The organism is Streptomyces roseofulvus (assembly GCF_039534915.1).
GTDB classification, from domain to species: domain Bacteria; phylum Actinomycetota; class Actinomycetes; order Streptomycetales; family Streptomycetaceae; genus Streptomyces; species Streptomyces roseofulvus.
This window is the reverse complement of record NZ_BAAAWE010000001.1, coordinates 1,115,738-1,132,140: the sequence shown is the minus strand read 5'-3', so window position 1 is coordinate 1,132,140 and position 16,403 is coordinate 1,115,738. Positions and strand designations below refer to the sequence as shown.

Below are 16,403 nucleotides of genomic sequence, written 5' to 3'. Positions count from 1 at the left end.
GCCGTGGGTCGTCCGGCCCGCCGGGCCCCGCCGGTGCGGGTGCGGGACGCTTCCGCGTACCGCACCCGTCCTGCCGGCCGGTCGCCGGGCCCGGGCGCGGTGCTGGGGGAACGTCCGGTCCGTGCCCTTGACGGCGTCCGGCGGGCGCCGGACACTCGGGGCAGGCAATCCGAGCGGACAGGTAGGGAACGGCATGCGACACGGCGACGGGCTCGACGGCCGGCAGGCCCGCCCCCTGCCGCGCTCCCTGCCGCTCACCTCGCGCCGCCACATCGACCTGCTGCGGGTGTGCAGCGCGGCCTGACCGCGCCCCGCCGCCTCCGTCGCGGCCTTCCCGGTCACCGTCTTCCCGTCACTCAGCCGCCGCCGCGCGGGCGTTCCGCCGCGTCCCGACGGAGCCCGCGCGGACCCGGCACCGAGCAACCCTGGGAGCACCATGTCCGTCGTCGTCCCCTCCGCGCTGCTGCCCGCCTCCGCCGCGCCCGCCTTCCGCGGCCGGATCGGCCGGTCCGCCGACAGCGGCCACTACGCCGTGCCGCACCGCTACCGGCTCCACCTCGCCCCGGCCGACCCCGGCTGTCTGAGCCTCGCCGTCACCCACGGACTCCTCGGCCTCGACGCCACCCTGCCGCTGCGCCTCCTCCCCGAACTCCCCGACGCCGCCGACGGCTCGTACACGGCCCTCCGCCCCCTCTACGAGGCCGGCGCCCACCTGTACACCGGACCCGCCACCGCGCCCGTCCTCGGCGACGCCTGGACCGGCCGGATCGTCAGCAACCACGTCCCCCACATCCTGCGCGACCTCGCCCTCCGCTTCCGGGGCGACGGGCCCGACCTGCTGCCGGAGGAGCACCGCGCGGAGATCGACGGCCTCGCCGCGCTCTGCGAGGACGGAGTCCACCGGGCGGCGCAGCGCGCCGGCGAACTCGGCCTCCACCCGGACGAGGGCGCACGGCGGGAGGCCGAGGAGGCCCTCGGGACGCTCTTCGAGGCGCTCGCGGCCCTCGACGCGCGGCTCACCGGCCGGCCGTACCTCCTCGGCTCCGACCCGACCCTCGCCGACGTGCACGTGTGGGGCGCCCTGCTGCGGCTCGACACCGTCCACCGCTGGCACCTGGACGCCGCCGCCCTGGACCGCGTCGCCGGCCACCGGACGCTCTGGGCCTATGCCCAACGGCTCGCCGCCCACCCCGCGTTCGCCCGCCACCTCGACGTCGACGCGGTCCTGCGCCGCCACCGCGCGCACTGCCGGGGGCGGGAGGCGGCCGGCGCGGCGATCCGGATCGTCGACTGGGGCGGCACCGGCACCGGCGGCTGACCGCGGGCCCCGGCACGACGGGACTCAGGCGACGCGACGCCCGGCCAGGGGAGCCGTGTCGCCGCCCGCGCCGGAGCGCACACCGCGCAGGAACGCCTCCAGTGCCTCCACCGAGGTCGCCTCGGGCCGCCAGTCCAGCTCCTCGCGCGCCCGGTCGGTCGCCATCACCGGGATGTGCCGCAGGAGGTCGAAGAGGCCGGGAGAGGCGGGGGCGATCCGCAGACGCCAGGCCGCCGCGAGCGCGCCCCGCACCGCGCCCGCCGGGACCCGCACCGGCCGGGCCTTGAACAGCTCGCCGAGCAGCGCCGCGTCGACAACCGGCTCCGCCGCCAGGTTGAACGCGCCCCGCACGTCCCGCAGCACCGCCCGCGCGTACGCGTCGGCGGCGTCGTCGGTGTGGAGCACCTGGAAACGCAGGCCCGCCGGCTCCGGCAGCACCGGCAGCAGATCGGGCCGGACCAGCTGCCCGGGCAGGAACCGGCCCGCGAAGATCCGGCGCTGCTCGCTCGCCGCCTCCTCCTTGAAGAGGAACGCCGGCCGCATCCGCACCACCCGGGTCTGCGGATGATCGCGTTCGAAGGTGTCGAGGACCCGCTCCACGTACGCCTTCTCCCGGCTGTACGCGGCGCCCGGCCAGCCGTGCGTCGGCCACGCCTCGGAGACCGGCGCGCCGCTCTCGGGCCCGGGGGAGTACGCCCCCACCGAGGAGGCGCACACCAGCGCGGGCACCCGGGCCGCCGCGACCGCGTCGCAGACCCGCACGGTGCCCAGCACGTTGGTGCGCCAGGTCTTCACGGGGTCGTGCGTCGGCTGGAAGCGCCACGCCAGGTGCACGACCGCGTCGGCGTCGGCCACGTACTGGGCGAGCCGCGGTTCGTCGCCGTCCTCGGACAGGTCGACGGCGGCCCATTCGACGCCCGGCAGATCGAGCCCCGGCAGCCGGCGGGCCACTCCGAGGACGGAACCGACCTCCGACGCGGCCGCCAGGGCCCGCACCACGCTCGTTCCCACGTTCCCGGTGGCGCCCGTGACGACCACCCTCAGCCGTGTGCTCGCGTTCATGTCTTCGACCCTCCGCCATCCGGGCGACGTCCGCACCTCGGCCCGCTCCGGGTGACCCAACGTGACCATCCGGGTCGCGCGAGCGTCCGGCGCTGAGCACCATGGAGCGACGCACGAGACGGGGGGCCGCCACGGAGGAACCCATGCTGCTGCCCGACCGGAACACCGTCGAACGGCTCCTCCGGCACTACCGCGCCCAGGAACGCACCGTCCGCGCCACCCCCGGCGACCCCTCCGTCCGCCGTCGCTTCGAGGACACCGCCTACACCCTGTGCGTGCTCATGGGCGTCCGCTCCACCCCCGAAGCCCTCCGCGCCGCCGAACGCTACGTCGCCGCCCGGGCCCCCCGCGCACCCCTGTGACGCCGTCCTCCCGGCCGACGTAGGGCAGCACCGCCCCCGCGCAGACCACCGCCGCGAGCAGCAGCGCCCGCGCCGGCGCCCCGGCCGCCACGGCCCCCGCCACTGCCGCGCCGACCGCGAACCCAGTGATCTTCAGGCTGGCGCCGGTGGTGAACACCCGGCCGCGCAGGCGACGCGGCGTCTGCGCGTGCCGGACCGAGAACAGAGCCGTCAGCTGCGGGCCTTCGGCGGCTCCCGCCACCGTGAACGCCGCCACCAGAGCTGCCGCACCGCCCGCGCCGCCCGTGACGCCCACCGCCCCGGCGGCCGCCGCCCACGCGCCCGCCTGCGCCAGCGCCCCACCCCACAGCAACCGCTCCGGCGGCACCGCGCCCGGCCGGCGGGCGTGCACCGCGGTCGCCGCCAGCGCGGCGGCCGCCGCCACGGAGAGCAGCAGCGCCCCCCGGCCGGCACCGCCCAGAACGCACGCCCCCAGCGTGGGCAGACAGGCCGCGACCATGCCCTGCGCGGTGGCACAGCCGACCGAGGTGACCGTGGCCCGCAGCAGCGGTCGACGCCGGAACACGGCCGCGACGCCCCGCGCACCCGTCGCCCCGTCCGGCGGCGGTCCGGCAGGCGGCAGCCACCAGGCGACCGGCGCCGCCGCCGCGACGAGGGCGGCCGCGAGGACGACCGCCGCAGGCGCCCCGAGCAGCAGCGTCGCACCTCCGGCGAGCGCCGGGCCGGCCAGCGCCGCGAGCGAGAACGTCAGCGCGTCCAGACCGTGCAGCCGCGCCATCCGGTCGGCGGGCGCGAGCCGGGGCAACTGCGCCGTCCAGCCGCCGGCCAGAGCCGGGCCCATCAGCCCCGTCACCACCGCGAGCAGCGCCGTCACGCCGAACGGCAGCCGGCCGAGCCCGAGGAGCACGGCGCCGAGCCCCGCCGCGTACAGGACGAGCGCGCCGGTCAGGAGTCGCCCCGGCCACCGGGCCCGGTCCAGGAGCGTGCCCAGGAGCGGACCGCCGACCGCCGCCGCGACCGTGACGCAGGCGAGGAGCGTCCCGGCCCGGGACGTCGATCCGGCGACGGCGAACCCGGCGAGGGTCAGCGCGGGGCCGGACGTCTCGTCGCCGGTCCGCGCGGCGAGCGCCCCCGCCAGATGGGCGGCGACGGCGGGACGGCGAGGCTTTCGCGGGCTGCTGCGCATGGCGCCCGAGGCTACGGAGGTAACTCAAAACCTCGCAATATGCGTTACATTCGGCCGATGCCCGTCCTCCCCGACCGGTCCGCCCGGCACTCCACCGTCGCCATGGCGATGCGCACCGCCGCCCTCGTCAACGCGCTGGCCGACCCGGCGGCAGACCCCGACGAGATCGCCGCCGTGCTCCTCGCCCACGGCGAACCCGCCCCCGTCGACGTGAGCGCCGAGGACGTCACCCTGATGCGGGCCGCCGCCGTCCACCTCAGGGAGGTGTTCGCCGCGGGCTCCGCCGACGAGGCCGCCGCCCTTCTCAACACCCTGCTCGCCGCCCACACCGGGCCCCTCCGGCTCACCTCGCACGGCGGCACCGCGCCCTGGCACCCGCACGCGGACACCGCCGACGACGCCCCCTGGACGCCGTGGTTCCTGGCCTCCGGCTGTCTCGCGCTCACCGTCCTGCTCTGGGAGCGGCAGGCCCCGCCGGGGCGCACCTGCGCGTCCGCGTCGTGCGGGCGGGTGTTCGTGGCCCACGGCAGCGGACCCGAACGCCGCTACTGCTCCCGGCGGTGCGCCACCCGTGAACGGGTGGCCGCCCACCGTCGCTCCCGTACGCCGACGGGGCCCTGACCGGACTCAGAGGCGCGGGACCCGGCGGCGCCAGGCCCAGAGGGCCACCGCGGCCGAGCAGGCGGAGGCGACCAGGGTCAGGGGGAGCGCCACCGACGGGCCCTGGCCGGGGGCTGCCGCGGCGGCGGCCGGGCGCTCGGCCGTGGTGCCCGGGGCGGCGGCGGGAGCGCCGGCCCGGCCGGGCGCGGACACGGTGCGGGTGTCCGACCGGTCGGCCTCCGGCGACTTCGGCGGCAGGAGCGAGCCGACCGGCTGGACCTTGCCCGCCGCCGCGAAGCCCCAGTCGAGCAGGGCGCGGGCCTCCTCGTACACGGCGAGGCCGCCGCCCGACTGCGGGTTCATCACCGACACGACGAGGGTGCGGTCGCCCCGGCGGGCGGCGGCGACGAGCGTGTTGCCCGCGTTGCTCGTGTAGCCGTTCTTGACGCCGATGATGCCCGGGTAGCGGCCGACGCCGTCCGCGCCGGTGAGGAGCCGGTTGGTGTTGGCGATGCCGTACGACCACGAGCCCGCCGGGAAGTCCGCGTACGCCGTCGAGCAGTAGCGGGTGAACTCCGGGTCCAGGACGCCCGCCCGGCCGAAGACCGCCAGGTCGTACGCGGACGAGACCTGGCCCGGCGCGTCGTACCCGTCGGGGGAGACCACGTGGGTGTCACGGGCCCCCAGCGACCGGGCCTTCTCCTGCATCTGGCGGGCCATCGACTCCCAGCCGCCGCTCATTGCCGCGAGGACGTGCACGGCGTCGTTGCCCGAGCTGAGGAAGACGCCGTTCCACAGGTCGGAGACCCGGTACGTGTACCCCTCCTTGACCCCGACGAGGCTGCTGCCCTCGCCGATCCCCGTCAGCTCCTCGTCGGCCACCGTGTGCCGCTCGTCCGCCTCGTGGTGCGGCAGCGCCGTCAGCGCGAACAGGGCCTTGAGCGTGCTGGCCGGCGGCAGCTTCCGGTGCGCGGAACGGGCGGCGAGCACCTCGCCCGTCCCGGCGTCGGCCACCACCCAGGACAGCGCCGACAGCGAGGGCACGGCCGGGGCGCCGGCCAGCGGCTGCACCTGCGTCCCGGACCGGTCGAGACGGGCCGTGTCCACGAACCGCCGCGCGGGAGGGGTCGGTTCCGAGAGGGAGCCAGGTCCGAGGGCGGGGGCGGACACCGGGGCGCGGAGCGGGGTCGCGGCGGCGGCCAGAGGGGCGGAGAGCACGAGCAGCATCGCGGCGGAGCCCGCGGCGGCATGGCGAAGAGCTGACGTGACGATCATTCAGCCACCGTAGGAAGGAGGGGAGGAGCGCGCAGAGCGGAGTGCGCCACCCGGCCTAGCGAACGCGACGCCGGGCGGCGCGTCGTGCCGCCGGGCGGGTGGTCGTGGCACCACCGCGCCCCGCCGGGCGGGTGAGCGGGCCCGCGACGGACCGCGGCCCGGCCGCGCCCGGCGGCCGCAACTGCGCACGAACACGTGTGCGTTGAGCCTAGGATGCGGGCGGCCGTCCCGGTGCCCGTCCGGCGGTCTCTCTCACCCATCGTCAGGAGTGGACATGGACGCACACCCCGCAGCCGCCGCGGACCGCGCCCCGGCGCCGGAACCGTACCGGCTCGACCCGGCCGGCGGCTGCCCGCACGCCGCCAACGCGCGGCTGCTCGCCCAGGGCGCCGTGGCGCCGGTGGTGCTGCCCGGAGACATCGACGGCATGGTCGTCCTCGGCCACGACGCCCTCCGCGACTTCCTCGCCCACCCCGACGTCGCCAAGGGCCCGCAGCACTTCACCGCGCTCGCCGAGGGCCGCATACCCGAGGGGTGGCCGCTGCGCACCTTCGCCACCGTGCCCGGCATGATGACCGCCGACGGCGCCGACCACCGGCGGCTGCGCGCCCTCGTCAGCAGCGCCTTCACCGCGCGCCGCGTCGAGGAGCTGCGCCCGCGCGTCGAAGCGGTGACGGCGGGCCTGCTCGACGGCCTCGCCGGGGCCGCCGCGGCCGGCGACGGCGTCGCCGACCTGCGCCGCCACTACGCCCTGCCGCTGCCGCTCGGCGTCATCTGCGAACTCCTCGGCGTCGACCCCGCCCACCAGGAACCGCTGCACCGGCTGTCCAGCCTCGTCGTCGCCACCGACACCGAACCGGCACAGGTCGTCGCCGCCAACCGCGACCTGGTCGAGCTGCTGGCCGCGATCGCCGCCGCCAAGGCGGCCGCCCCCGGCGACGACCTGACGAGCGCCCTGATCGCCGCCCGCGACGAGGGCGGCGACCGGCTCACCCAGCCGGAACTGATCGGCACCCTGCTGCTGCTGATCGTCGCGGGCCACGAGACCACCCTCAACCTCGTCACCAACGCCGTGCGCGCCCTCTGCGCCCACCGCGACCAGCTCGCCCTCGTCACCGAGGGCCGGGCCACCTGGGCGGACGCCGTCGAGGAGACCCTCCGCTGGGACAGCCCCGTCAGCTACTTCCCGTTCCGCTACCCCACCCGGGACCTGACGGTCGACGGCACCCTCATCCCCCGGGGCACCCCCGTCCTCGCCGGCTACTCGCCGGCGGGCCGCGACACGGCCGCGCACGGCCCGAACGCCGACCGCTTCGACCTCACCCGGACGGCCAAGCACCTGTCCCTCGGCCACGGCCCCCACTACTGCCTGGGCGCCCCGCTCGCCCGGATGGAGGCCGCGATCGCCCTCGAAGCCCTCTTCACCCGCTTCCCCGACCTCGCCCCGGCCGTCCCCGAGGCCGCCCTGACCCGGCACAAGGGCTTCGTCGGCAACAGTGTCCGCGCCCTGCCCGTCCGGCTCGGCGCCCCCGCCCGCTAGTGACCTGAGTCGGAGATTCGTCGTTGGTTGGGCATGAGTCGTCCTGGTCCGAAGATTCCGCCGTTGTCGGTCACTGACGCCCAGCGGGCGGTGCTGGAAGGCTGGTTGCGTCGCCGGACGACGGCCCAGGCTCTGGCCCAGAGGTCGCGGATCGTGCTGGAGTGCGCCGAAGGCCACTCGATCATGGAGGTGTCCCGCCGGCTGCGGGTCACTCCGGACACGGTCCGCACCTGGCGGCGCCGGTTCATCGAACGCGGCTTGGACGGTTTGTGCGACGACCCGAGGCCCGGCGTCCCGAGGAAGATCACCGATGCCGACGTCGAGCGGGTGATCGTCAAGACGCTCGAGGAGACCCCGAAGAACGCGACCCACTGGTCGACGAGGTCGATGGCCGCGGCGACAGGCATGTCCCAGTCGACGGTCTCGCGGATCTGGCGGGCGTTCGCGCTGGCGCCGCACCGGTCGCAGACGTTCAAGCTGTCGACCGATCCGTTGTTCATCGACAAGGTCCGCGACGTCGTCGGTCTGTATCTCGATCCGCCGGAGAAGGCTCTGGTGCTCTGCGTGGACGAGAAGTCGCAGATCCAGGCCCTGGACCGGTCCCAGCCGGTGCTGCCGATGGTGCCTGGTGTTCCTGAACGCCGCAGCCACGACTATGTCCGGGCCGGCACCACGACCCTGTTCGCCGCGCTCGAAGTAGCCACCGGCAAGGTCATCGGCTCCCTCCACCGGCGCCACCGGGCAGCGGAGTTCAAGAAGTTCCTGACCAAGCTGGACAAGGAAGTCCCGGCTGATCTGCAGGTTCACCTGATCCTGGACAACTACGCGACGCACAAGACACCCGACATCAAGAAGTGGCTGCTGGCCCATCCGCGGTTCCACCTGCATTTCACGCCGACCAGCGCGTCCTGGCTGAACCTGGTCGAGCGGTGGTTCGCCGAACTCACGCAGAAGAAGCTCAAGCGCGGCGTCCACCGCTCCGTCCAGGCCCTCGAACGCGACATCCGGGCCTGGCTCGCCGACTGGAACGAGCACCCCAGGCCCTTCGTCTGGACGAAAACCGCCGACGAGATTCTCGACAAGGTCGCCGCCTACTGCCGACGAATCTCTGACTCAGATCACTAGGCCGTCTCTTTCGGATCATGCCGGGCTCGCGGCGTCTGGCACGCACCCTCGCGGCGTTGTCGTCAGTCGCCGACGCTCCGCGTTGGCTCCCTCCTCCGCCTTGCGAGCGCACGCACCAGACGCCGCTCCCTGATCCGGCCTGATCCGAAAGAAACGACCTAGGCCGCTCAGGCGCGGCGGCCCCGGTCCGCCGTGGGGGCCGCCGCGCCGGGAGGCGAACCGGGGGACGCCCGCAGGGCGGAGACGAGGCGAAGCAGCCGGTCCTCGTTCCCCACCAGGCCCGCCGCGCGCAGCGCCTCGTCGGCCTCCGCCATGGGGTTCGTCAGCATCACCCCCGCGTACGGGGCCAGGCGCGGGTCCGTCAGCACGGCCTGGGTGGATTCGAGGAGGCGCAGATACGCCTGGGCCGCGGCGCGCTCGGTGGCGGAGATGGTGGTGGTCATGTCGGGCTCCCTCTCGACGGCTTGACGCACCCCACCCTCTCGCACGGGTCTGACAATGCCCCTCAGGCCCGCCCGCGCACCCGCGTGAGAAGCCGTTCCAGGAACACCCGCTGCCCCGCGACGAGCAGCGGTTCCGCGGCCTCCGGCGCGAACCAGCCCACCCGGTCCAGCTCCGGGAAGTCGGCCCGGACGCCCGACCGCGGCGGCCACTCCATGGTGAAGGTGCCGGGAACCACGGCCGCCGGGTCCAGGTCGCCCTCCACCGCCCACACGGTGACGGTCTTTCCGCCCTTCTGCCGGACCTCCCCGAGGGCGAGCCAGTCGCCGTCCGGGACGGGCAGCCCCAGCTCCTCCCGGAACTCGCGCCGGGCCGCGTCCTCGGGGGCCTCCTCCGGCCCGTACTCGCCCTTGGGCACCGTCCAGGCGGCCTCCTCGCGGCGCGCCCAGAACGGCCCGCCCATGTGCCCGATGAGCACCTCGATCCCGCCGTCCCCCGTCCGTCGGAAGACGAGCAGACCCGCGCTGCGTGTGACCGGCATGCCGTCAGTCTGACCGGGCCGGGCCCGCCCCGGAGCCGAGGGCGCGTCAGACCGGCGTGTCCCGCTGCGGATCGGGTGCTCCGCCGGCGAGGTGGGCGAGGACCGCGTCCGCGACGGCACGGCCCGCGGCGGCGGCCCGGACCGCGGGCGCGCCGGCGTGCGCCAGGCCGCCCGCCGCGAACACCCCCGGCACCCCGGTCCGCAGCGCCGCGTCCACCAGCGGGCCCCGGCCGCCGGGCGCGAGCGGCAGGCCGCCCGCGCGGGCCAGTTCGTGCTCCGGGATCCAGTCGCCGGTGAGGACGAGCGTGTCGCACCGCACGGTCCGCGTCCGCCCGTCCCGGCCCCGTACCGCCACCCCGTCGAGGCGCCCCCGGCCGGTCAGCTCCGTCACCGCCGTCCCGGTGAGCACCGGCACGTCCCGGACGCCGGCGGCCGCCCGCTCCCCCTCGGCCAGCACCGCCGCGACCGTGACGCCCGCGCGGCGCAGCAGCCGGACGGCGTGTCCGGCCACCGGGCCGTCCCCGACGACGACGGCCCGCCGCCCGATCCGTTCCGGGCGCGCGCCGAACAGGGCGACCGTCCGCTGGAGCTCACCGGTCGTCAGCACCCCCGGGGCGCGGGTGCCGGGCAGCAGCCGGGCGGGCCGGGACCGTTCGCGGGCGCCCGTCGCCAGGACCACCGCCCGCGCGCCGATCGTCTCCAGGCCGGTCGGCGCGGTCGTCTCCAGCCGCAGCGGGCCCGCCCAGCCGGTGGCCGACACGCCGGTCCGGACGACGGCACCCGCCCGAAGCGCCGCGCGCACCGCCCGCCGGGCGTACCCGGGTCCGTCCATCGCGCGCCCGCGCGCGTCCGCGCCGAAACCGGTACGGGCGCAGTGGCGGGGCACTCCGCCGGCCTCCGGCTCCCGCTCCAGCACCTCGACCCGTCCGGCGCCCGCCGCCGCGAGGCGGGCCGCCGCGGCGAGCCCCGCCGGGCCCGCGCCGACGACCAGCACGTCGACGGCGCGGGCGGTCCGTTCCTCCGCCGGCCGATGGTTCACCGGGCCCCGGCCCCCTTCCCGTACTCCTCGAACAGGGCCCGCAGGGCGGGCCGGCAGTGGGTGCCCTGGCAGCGGCCGGCCCCCGCGCGGGTGCGGCGGCGCAGCCCGTCGAGAGCGGCCGGCGGGACGACCGACGCGAGCGCGTCCCGCACCTCGCCCCGGGTGACGTGCTCGCAGTGGCAGACGACCGTCCCGAAGGCGGGGTCGCGGGCGACGGCCGCGGCGTCCCGGTAGGGGCGGGGGAACGCCTCGCCGATGCGGGGCATCCGCACGGGGACGAGGGGCCCTTCGGGGCCGGTCCGCAGGCCGCACTCGGAGAGCAGTCCGAGGACGTGCTCGGCGAGGGCGAGGGAGGCGGACAGGCCGGTGGAGCGGATCCCGCCGACGGTGACGTACCGCAGCGCCGGGCGAGCGACGCACCTGTAGTCCTCCCGACCGGTCGCGGCCCGCAGTCCGGCGTACGCGGCCGTCACCTCCTCCGCCACGAGCGCGGGCACGATCCGGGCGCCCCGGTCCCGCAGCCCGGCGAGTCCTTCGGCGGTGGTGCCGGTGGCCGTGCGGTCGTCGAGGTCCTCGGCGGTCGGGCCGAGCAGCACGTTCCCGTACACGGTGGGCGCGACGAGGACGCCCTTGCCGAGCGGGCCGGGCACGGGCAGCAGGATGTGGCGCACGAGGTCGCGGGCGGCCTTGTCGTAGACGAGCAGCTGGCCCCGGCGCGGGGTGACGGTGAAGTCCCGTACGCCGAGCAGCGCGTCGAACCGGTCCGCGTGCAGTCCGCAGGCGTTGACCAGGAAGCGGGCGGACAGGGGACCGCGCGCCGTCGTCAGCCGGTGGAGAGCTCCCGGGCCGGTGACGACGTCCGTGACCCGGCAGCCGAGGTGGAGGTCGACACCGGAGAGGACCGCCTGGGTGGCGTAGGCGAGGGTGGTGGTCCAGGGGCAGATCAGCGACTCGCCCGGCACGGCGAGCGCGGCGAGCGCGCCGGGGCCCAGGTGGGGCTCGCGGCGGCGGAGTTCGGCGGCGTCGATGATCCGGGTGGCGTGGTGGCCGTTGCGGGCCGCCTTGGCGGCGAGCTTCGGCAGCGCGGCGTGCTGTTCCTCGTCCCAGGCGACGAGGAGCGCGCCGACCGGTTCGACGGGGATGCCGGCCTCGGCGGCGTAGCCGGAGAGGAGCCGGTGGCCCGCGCGGACGAGCCCCGCCTCCAGGGTGCCGGGAGCGGCGTCGAAACCGGTGTGCAGGATCGCCGTGTTGGCCTTGGAGGTGCCCTCGCCGACGTCGTCCGCCGCCTCGACGAGCGCCACCCGCAGCGGGTACCGGGCGAGCGCTCGGGCGATCGCGCATCCCACCACCCCGGCCCCCACGACCACGACGTCGTACACCGCGTCCGCCCCACCGGGCAGCGGTCCCCGCCGGCCGACCGCGCCGCCGCCGGGCAGCGGCCCGCCCCGCCCGGCCCTCGCGCCGCCCGGGCGGTGCCCGGGTGCGCCGGCGGTGGTCCTGGCCCTGCGGACCGGGGTCACACCGACCCCCCGTCGGCCGTGGAGGGCCGGTCGAGCAGGGCCCCGACCTCCGCCCGGAAGCGGCCCAGGCGTTCGGCCGCCTCGTCCGCCGAGATCGCGGGCTCGTAGACGGCGGACGGCTTCCAGGGCGGTACGGCCTCCGGCACGGCGAGCGCCGGGTCGTGGCCGAGGCGGGCCATCGCGCCGACGCCGAGCGCCGTCGCGTCCGGCAGCGCGGCGACCTCCACGGGCAGCTGGAGCAGGTCCGCCTGGGTCTGCATCAGGAGCGCGGACCGGGTCAGGCCGCCGTCGGCGCGCAGCGACTCCAGGGGTGCGCCCCGGTCGGTGGCGGCGGCCCCGGCGAGTTCGACCACCTGCGCGGCGATGCCCTCGACCAGGGCGCGCACCACGTGCCCGCGACCGGTGTCGAGGCCGAGCCCGGTGAGGGTGCCGCGGGCCTCGCCGCGCCACCAGGGGGCGGCGAGGCCCGCGAGCGCGGGGACGAAGGCGACGCCGCCGGTGTCGGGGACCGAGCCGCCGACGGCGTCGAGGTCGCGGGCCCCGCCGATGACCCCGAGGCCGGTGAGCCAGCGCACGGCGGACGCGACCGTGTACACCTGCCCGTCGAGGCAGTGCTCGGTACGGCCCCGCAGCCGCCAGGCCACGCAGCCGACGAGGCCGGTCGTGGTCCGGCGGGGGAGCGGGCCGGTGCGGGCGAGCAGGAACGCCCCCGTGCCGTAGGTGCACTTGGCGGCGGCCGGCGCGGTGGCGCTCTGCGCGAGAAGGGCGGCCTGCTGGTCCACGACGAGCCCGGTGACGGGCAGCCGGGGCCCGAACGCCGTGGTGGTGCCGACCGGTTCGTCGCAGTCGACGATCCGCGGCAGCCGTTCGCCGCCGAGCCCGTAGAGGTCGAGGGCGGGCGCGGACCAGGCGACGGAGGCGGGGTCGAGGAGTCCGGTACGGCCCGCGGTGGCCGCGTCGGTGACGAAGGCGCCCGTCAGCCGGTGCACCAGCCAGGCGTCGCTCGTGGTCACCACCCCGGCGCCGGTCGCGTGGCGACGGATCCAGGCCATCTTCGGGGCGGCGAAGTACGGGTCCACGGGCAGGCCCGTCAGCTTCGTCAACACCGCCGCGTGCGAGGCGAGTTCGGCGCAGATCCCGGCCGCCCTGCGGTCCTGCCAGACCAGCGCGTCCGTGAGCGGCTCGCCGGTGGCCGGGTCCCAGGCCAGGACCGTCTCGCCCTGGTTGGCGAGGCCCACGGCGACCACCGGGACGCCCGCGTCGGCGAGGGCCGCGCGGCCGGCCGCGACCACGGAACCGTACAGCTCGCCGGGGTCCACCTCGACCCGCCCGCCCGGCAGCGGGCGGGGCGTGACCGGCGCCGTGCCGCTGCCCAGCACCCCGCGCCGGGGGCACAGGACGAGCGCCTTGGTGCCGGAGGTGCCCTGGTCGACGGCGAGTACCGGACCGCCCGTCATGTACCTGCTCCCGTCCTGGTGTCCACCGCCCCGGGTGATCGCCCGGTCACGGAAAGGGGTCAGGCTCGCGGGCGCGCCGCCGTCCGTCAAGTGCCGTCCGGAGAACCTGTCAGGTGGCTGACAGAAACCTGACGATGGTTCACATAGCGACAGTGGCCGAATAGTTACGGTCACAAGGGAGATGCGGACGGTCACCTTCGGTCGCGCCTATAGTGAGCGCCGCTCGCCGACCGACCGCGGGCGCCGCTCGCCGACCGACCGCGCCCGACCGAGGACCGATGACCACGCCCACCGCCAGGCCCGTGCCGCCCGGCCGCCCCGCCCGCTGATGCCCGCCCACGCATTCCGGCCCGTCTTCCATCCCGCGGGCCACGACCACGCCCTGCGGCACGCACTCCAGGACCTGCGCACCGGCCGCTGGGGCGAGATGGCGCGACTTCTCGACGACACGGCCGAGGCAGCCGAGACCGCCGGCGCCGGCCGCTGGGACGGCTGGACCCGCCGCACCCAGATCCTCGCCACCGTCGCCGCCGGCACCGACGTCGTCCGCGCCTGGCGCGCCGAGGAGCCCACCAGCCCCACCGCCGCCGTGATGCACGGCCGGGTCGCCGTCGAGCGCGCCGTCCGCGCCCACCGCGCCGGCCACGCCCACACCCGCCTGCTCTGGCAGGAGGCGTGGACCGCCTGCCGGGAGGCCGCCGACCGCGCCCCCGCCGACCCGGTGCCCTGGATCGGCTTCCTCGCCCTCGCCGCGCTCGACGCCCGCCGGCACGTCGCCGAACACCGCGTCCCGCCGCCCGCGCCGATGCTCCCGCCCGGCCCCTGGGGGCTGCTCGCCGAGGCCGAGAAGCGCGACCCGTACAACCGCGAGGCGTACCACCGCATGCTCCAGTTCGTCTGCGCCCGCCGCGAGGGTCCGCTCGCCGAGGCCGTCAACTACGCCCAGTGGGCGGCCTCCTCGGCGCCCCGCGGCTCCGCCCTGCACGCCCTGCCGCTCTACGTGCGGGTCGAGCGCTACCGGCGCGACCGGGGCCACGAGCACGCCCTCGACCTGCACTGGGTCGCCGAGGACGCGGTGCGCGAGGCGCGCCGGGCCATGGACGCCTGGTTCCTCTTCTGCGCCGTGCCGGAGGCGTCCCAGCTGGACCTCAACCATCTGGCGCACGCCCTCTTCGGCGCCCTGTGCTTCACCGACGCGGCGCGCGTCTTCGAGGCCCTCGGCCCGTACTACACGCCCGCGCCCTGGGCCCACCGCACCCCGCGTCCGGACGACCGCGCCCTCGCCGAGGAGGTCTTCCTGCGCGCCCGCGCCCGCTGCCTCGGCGGCTGAGCGCCGTCCCCGTACCGCTCCGTTCCTTCCCCCCGTCCCCCGCCCGGAGGTCCCCTGATGCCCCGCACCACCCCTGTGGACGCGCCACCCACGCCACCCGCGGCCGCCTTACCGGACGAGGAGGCCCGGCTGCGCGAGCTGGGCTACCAGCCGGTGCTCGCCCGCCGGATGGGCGGCTTCGGCAACTTCGCCATCAGCTTCTCGGTCATCTCCGTCCTCTCCGGCTGCATGACCCTGTACGGCTTCGGGCTCGGCACCGGAGGGCCCGCCGTGATGCTCTGGGGCTGGGTGGGCGTCGGCCTCTTCGTCCTCTGCGTCGGCCTCGCCCTCGCCGAGGTCACCAGCGCCTACCCCACCTCCGGGGCGCTCTACTACATGGCCGACCGGCTCGGCGGCCGCCGCTGGGGCTGGTACACCGGCTGGCTCAACCTGCTCGGCCTGCTCGGCGCCATCGCCGGCATCGACTACGGCGCGGCCCTCTTCACCGGCGCCTTCCTCAACCTCCAGTGGGGCTTCGTCCCCACCCCCGGCTCCACCTTCCTGATCTTCCTCGCGATCCTGCTGCTCCACGCCGGCCTCAACCTCTTCGGCGTCCGCCTGGTCAGCGTGCTCAACTCGATCAGCGTCTGGTGGCACCTGGCCGGCGTCGCCGTGATCGTCGGCGCGCTCGCGATCGTGCCCGACCGCCACCAGTCGGCCTCCTTCGTCTTCACCGAGTTCGTCAACGACACCGGCTGGGCGAACCCCTTCTACGTCGCCGCGATCGGGCTGCTCCTCGCCCAGTACACCTTCTCCGGCTACGACGCCTCCGCCCACCTCTCCGAGGAGACCGCCAACGCCTCCGTCACGGCGGCCAAGGGCATCGTCCGCGCCATCTGGGTCTCCTGGATCGCCGGCTTCGCCCTGCTCGCCGGGCTCACCTTCGCCATCCAGGACTACGCGGGCACCGTCGGCAGCGCGACCGGCGTGCCGCCCGCCCAGATCTTCCTCGACGCGCTCGGCACCGGCGGCGCCACCGCCCTGCTCCTCGTCGTCATCGTCGCCCAGCTCTTCTGCGGCAACGCCGAGGTGGCCGCCGCAAGCCGGATGGTCTTCGCCTTCAGCCGCGACAACGCCCTCCCCGCGTCCGCGACCTGGCGGAAGGTCAGCCGCCGCACCCGGACCCCCGTGCCCGCCGTCTGGCTGTCCGTCGGCGCCGCCGCCGTGCTCGCCCTGCCCTCGCTGTACTCGGCGACCGCCTACGGCGCCGTCACCGCCATCAACGTCATCGGCATCACGCCCGCCTACGCCATCCCCATCCTGCTGCGGCTGCGGGCCGGGCGCGCCTTCACGCCCGGCCCGTGGAGCCTCGGCCGCTGGAGCCGGCCGATCGGCTGGACCGCGGTCGTCTGGGTCGCGGTGGTGACCGTCCTCTTCTGCCTGCCCCAGAAGAGTCCGGTGACCGTCGACACCATGAACTACGCGGTGATCGCCCTCGCCGCCGTCCTGCTCCTGGCGACGGTCTGGTGGTACGCCGCCCGCCGCTCGTACGGCACGCCGACCGCGTACGGCGGCAGCGCCCGCGAGGAGGCGGAGATCGCGGACGGGCTGGTCTGACCCCGGGCGGC

The 16,403-nt window shown here is 76.4% G+C and carries 14 protein-coding genes and 1 pseudogene; 7 read left to right on the top strand and 8 right to left on the bottom strand.

All coding sequences use genetic code 11. From position 1 onward, the window contains the following. Window positions 1–436: 436 nt before the first annotated feature. The gene (locus ABFY03_RS05205; RefSeq protein WP_346169310.1) at window positions 437–1,318 is read left to right on the top strand and encodes a glutathione S-transferase C-terminal domain-containing protein; all 882 of its coding nucleotides are present in this window, start codon (window positions 437–439) and stop codon (window positions 1,316–1,318) included. 24 nt (window positions 1,319–1,342) lie between these two features. On the opposite strand, the gene ABFY03_RS05200 is transcribed toward ABFY03_RS05205, so the two are convergent. After that, window positions 1,343–2,380 carry an NAD-dependent epimerase/dehydratase family protein gene (locus tag ABFY03_RS05200; RefSeq protein WP_346169309.1) on the bottom strand — a complete coding sequence of 346 codons (1,038 nt, stop codon included), beginning with the start codon at window positions 2,378–2,380 and terminating at the stop codon, window positions 1,343–1,345. A gap of 143 nt (window positions 2,381–2,523) precedes the next feature. Between ABFY03_RS05200 and ABFY03_RS05195 the strand changes: the two genes are divergently transcribed. Continuing rightward, window positions 2,524–2,742, top strand: coding sequence for a DUF5133 domain-containing protein (locus tag ABFY03_RS05195; protein ID WP_319009303.1), 219 nt, complete (start codon window positions 2,524–2,526; stop codon window positions 2,740–2,742). Here ABFY03_RS05195 and ABFY03_RS05190 read toward each other — a convergent pair. Then, window positions 2,660–3,928: an MFS transporter gene (locus tag ABFY03_RS05190; protein WP_346169308.1), complete on the bottom strand. Its 1,269-nt coding sequence runs from the start codon at window positions 3,926–3,928 to the stop codon at window positions 2,660–2,662. The genes ABFY03_RS05195 and ABFY03_RS05190 overlap by 83 nt on opposite strands. 57 nt (window positions 3,929–3,985) lie before the next feature. On the opposite strand from ABFY03_RS05190, the gene ABFY03_RS05185 reads away from it, so the two are divergent. Further along, window positions 3,986–4,549 (top strand): CGNR zinc finger domain-containing protein, encoded by a 564-nt coding sequence (locus ABFY03_RS05185; protein WP_346169307.1) that lies wholly within the window; start codon window positions 3,986–3,988, stop codon window positions 4,547–4,549. Window positions 4,550–4,555: 6 nt separating this feature from the next. Here ABFY03_RS05185 and ABFY03_RS05180 read toward each other — a convergent pair whose 3' ends face one another. Then, window positions 4,556–5,803, bottom strand: coding sequence for a D-alanyl-D-alanine carboxypeptidase family protein (locus ABFY03_RS05180; protein ID WP_346169306.1), 1,248 nt, complete (start codon window positions 5,801–5,803; stop codon window positions 4,556–4,558). Between the two features lie 274 nt (window positions 5,804–6,077). On the opposite strand from ABFY03_RS05180, the gene ABFY03_RS05175 reads away from it, so the two are divergent. Continuing rightward, window positions 6,078–7,343 carry a cytochrome P450 family protein gene (locus ABFY03_RS05175; RefSeq protein ID WP_346169305.1) on the top strand — a complete coding sequence of 422 codons (1,266 nt, stop codon included), beginning with the start codon at window positions 6,078–6,080 and terminating at the stop codon, window positions 7,341–7,343. 33 nt (window positions 7,344–7,376) lie between these two features. Next, a complete protein-coding gene (locus tag ABFY03_RS05170) occupies window positions 7,377–8,468 on the top strand; it encodes an IS630 family transposase (RefSeq protein WP_346169304.1) in 1,092 nt (363 codons plus the stop codon). Between the two features lie 167 nt (window positions 8,469–8,635). On the opposite strand, the gene ABFY03_RS05165 is transcribed toward ABFY03_RS05170, so the two are convergent. From ABFY03_RS05165 to ABFY03_RS05145, 5 genes and pseudogenes are all read right to left on the bottom strand, one after another. Then, window positions 8,636–8,911 (bottom strand): hypothetical protein, encoded by a 276-nt coding sequence (locus ABFY03_RS05165; RefSeq protein WP_346169303.1) that lies wholly within the window; start codon window positions 8,909–8,911, stop codon window positions 8,636–8,638. Between the two features lie 62 nt (window positions 8,912–8,973). Beyond that, complete coding sequence (locus tag ABFY03_RS05160; protein ID WP_319009127.1) at window positions 8,974–9,450, bottom strand: NUDIX hydrolase; 477 nt, start codon at window positions 9,448–9,450, stop codon at window positions 8,974–8,976. A 73-nt stretch (window positions 9,451–9,523) separates the two neighbouring features. After that, window positions 9,524–10,489 (bottom strand): annotated as a pseudogene (locus ABFY03_RS05155) (FAD-dependent oxidoreductase); the annotation flags it as partial. Further along, on the bottom strand, window positions 10,486–11,925 hold the full coding sequence (locus ABFY03_RS05150; protein WP_346172204.1) for an FAD-dependent oxidoreductase: 1,440 nt from the start codon (window positions 11,923–11,925) through the stop codon (window positions 10,486–10,488). The pseudogene ABFY03_RS05155 and the gene ABFY03_RS05150, both read right to left, overlap by 4 nt. Window positions 11,926–12,005: 80 nt before the next feature. Further along, a complete protein-coding gene (locus ABFY03_RS05145) occupies window positions 12,006–13,466 on the bottom strand; it encodes an FGGY family carbohydrate kinase (RefSeq protein ID WP_346169302.1) in 1,461 nt (486 codons plus the stop codon). Between the two features lie 328 nt (window positions 13,467–13,794). Between ABFY03_RS05145 and ABFY03_RS05140 the strand changes: the two genes are divergently transcribed. Both ABFY03_RS05140 and ABFY03_RS05135 read left to right on the top strand, forming a co-directional pair. Then, window positions 13,795–14,796 (top strand): hypothetical protein, encoded by a 1,002-nt coding sequence (locus ABFY03_RS05140; protein ID WP_319009125.1) that lies wholly within the window; start codon window positions 13,795–13,797, stop codon window positions 14,794–14,796. Window positions 14,797–14,853: 57 nt separating this feature from the next. Then, entirely contained in the window at window positions 14,854–16,392 is a 1,539-nt protein-coding gene (locus ABFY03_RS05135) for an amino acid permease (RefSeq protein ID WP_319009124.1), read from the top strand. The last annotated feature ends 11 nt before the right edge of the window (window positions 16,393–16,403 follow it).

Excerpts from the sequence above, each read along its gene's own strand:
- ABFY03_RS05145 (WP_346169302.1), bottom strand. The coding sequence starts at position 13,466 with ATGACGGGCGGTCCGGTACTCGCCGTCGACCAGGGCACCTCCGGCACC.
- ABFY03_RS05205 (WP_346169310.1), top strand. The coding sequence starts at position 437 with ATGTCCGTCGTCGTCCCCTCCGCGCTGCTGCCCGCCTCCGCCGCGCCC.
- ABFY03_RS05185 (WP_346169307.1), top strand. The coding sequence starts at position 3,986 with ATGCCCGTCCTCCCCGACCGGTCCGCCCGGCACTCCACCGTCGCCATG.
- ABFY03_RS05190 (WP_346169308.1), bottom strand. The coding sequence starts at position 3,928 with ATGCGCAGCAGCCCGCGAAAGCCTCGCCGTCCCGCCGTCGCCGCCCAT.
- ABFY03_RS05200 (WP_346169309.1), bottom strand. The coding sequence starts at position 2,380 with ATGAACGCGAGCACACGGCTGAGGGTGGTCGTCACGGGCGCCACCGGG.
- ABFY03_RS05180 (WP_346169306.1), bottom strand. The coding sequence starts at position 5,803 with ATGATCGTCACGTCAGCTCTTCGCCATGCCGCCGCGGGCTCCGCCGCG.
- ABFY03_RS05140 (WP_319009125.1), top strand. The coding sequence starts at position 13,795 with ATGCCCGCCCACGCATTCCGGCCCGTCTTCCATCCCGCGGGCCACGAC.
- ABFY03_RS05170 (WP_346169304.1), top strand. The coding sequence starts at position 7,377 with ATGAGTCGTCCTGGTCCGAAGATTCCGCCGTTGTCGGTCACTGACGCC.
- ABFY03_RS05165 (WP_346169303.1), bottom strand. The coding sequence starts at position 8,911 with ATGACCACCACCATCTCCGCCACCGAGCGCGCCGCGGCCCAGGCGTAT.
- ABFY03_RS05175 (WP_346169305.1), top strand. The coding sequence starts at position 6,078 with ATGGACGCACACCCCGCAGCCGCCGCGGACCGCGCCCCGGCGCCGGAA.
- ABFY03_RS05135 (WP_319009124.1), top strand. The coding sequence starts at position 14,854 with ATGCCCCGCACCACCCCTGTGGACGCGCCACCCACGCCACCCGCGGCC.
- ABFY03_RS05160 (WP_319009127.1), bottom strand. The coding sequence starts at position 9,450 with ATGCCGGTCACACGCAGCGCGGGTCTGCTCGTCTTCCGACGGACGGGG.
- ABFY03_RS05195 (WP_319009303.1), top strand. The coding sequence starts at position 2,524 with ATGCTGCTGCCCGACCGGAACACCGTCGAACGGCTCCTCCGGCACTAC.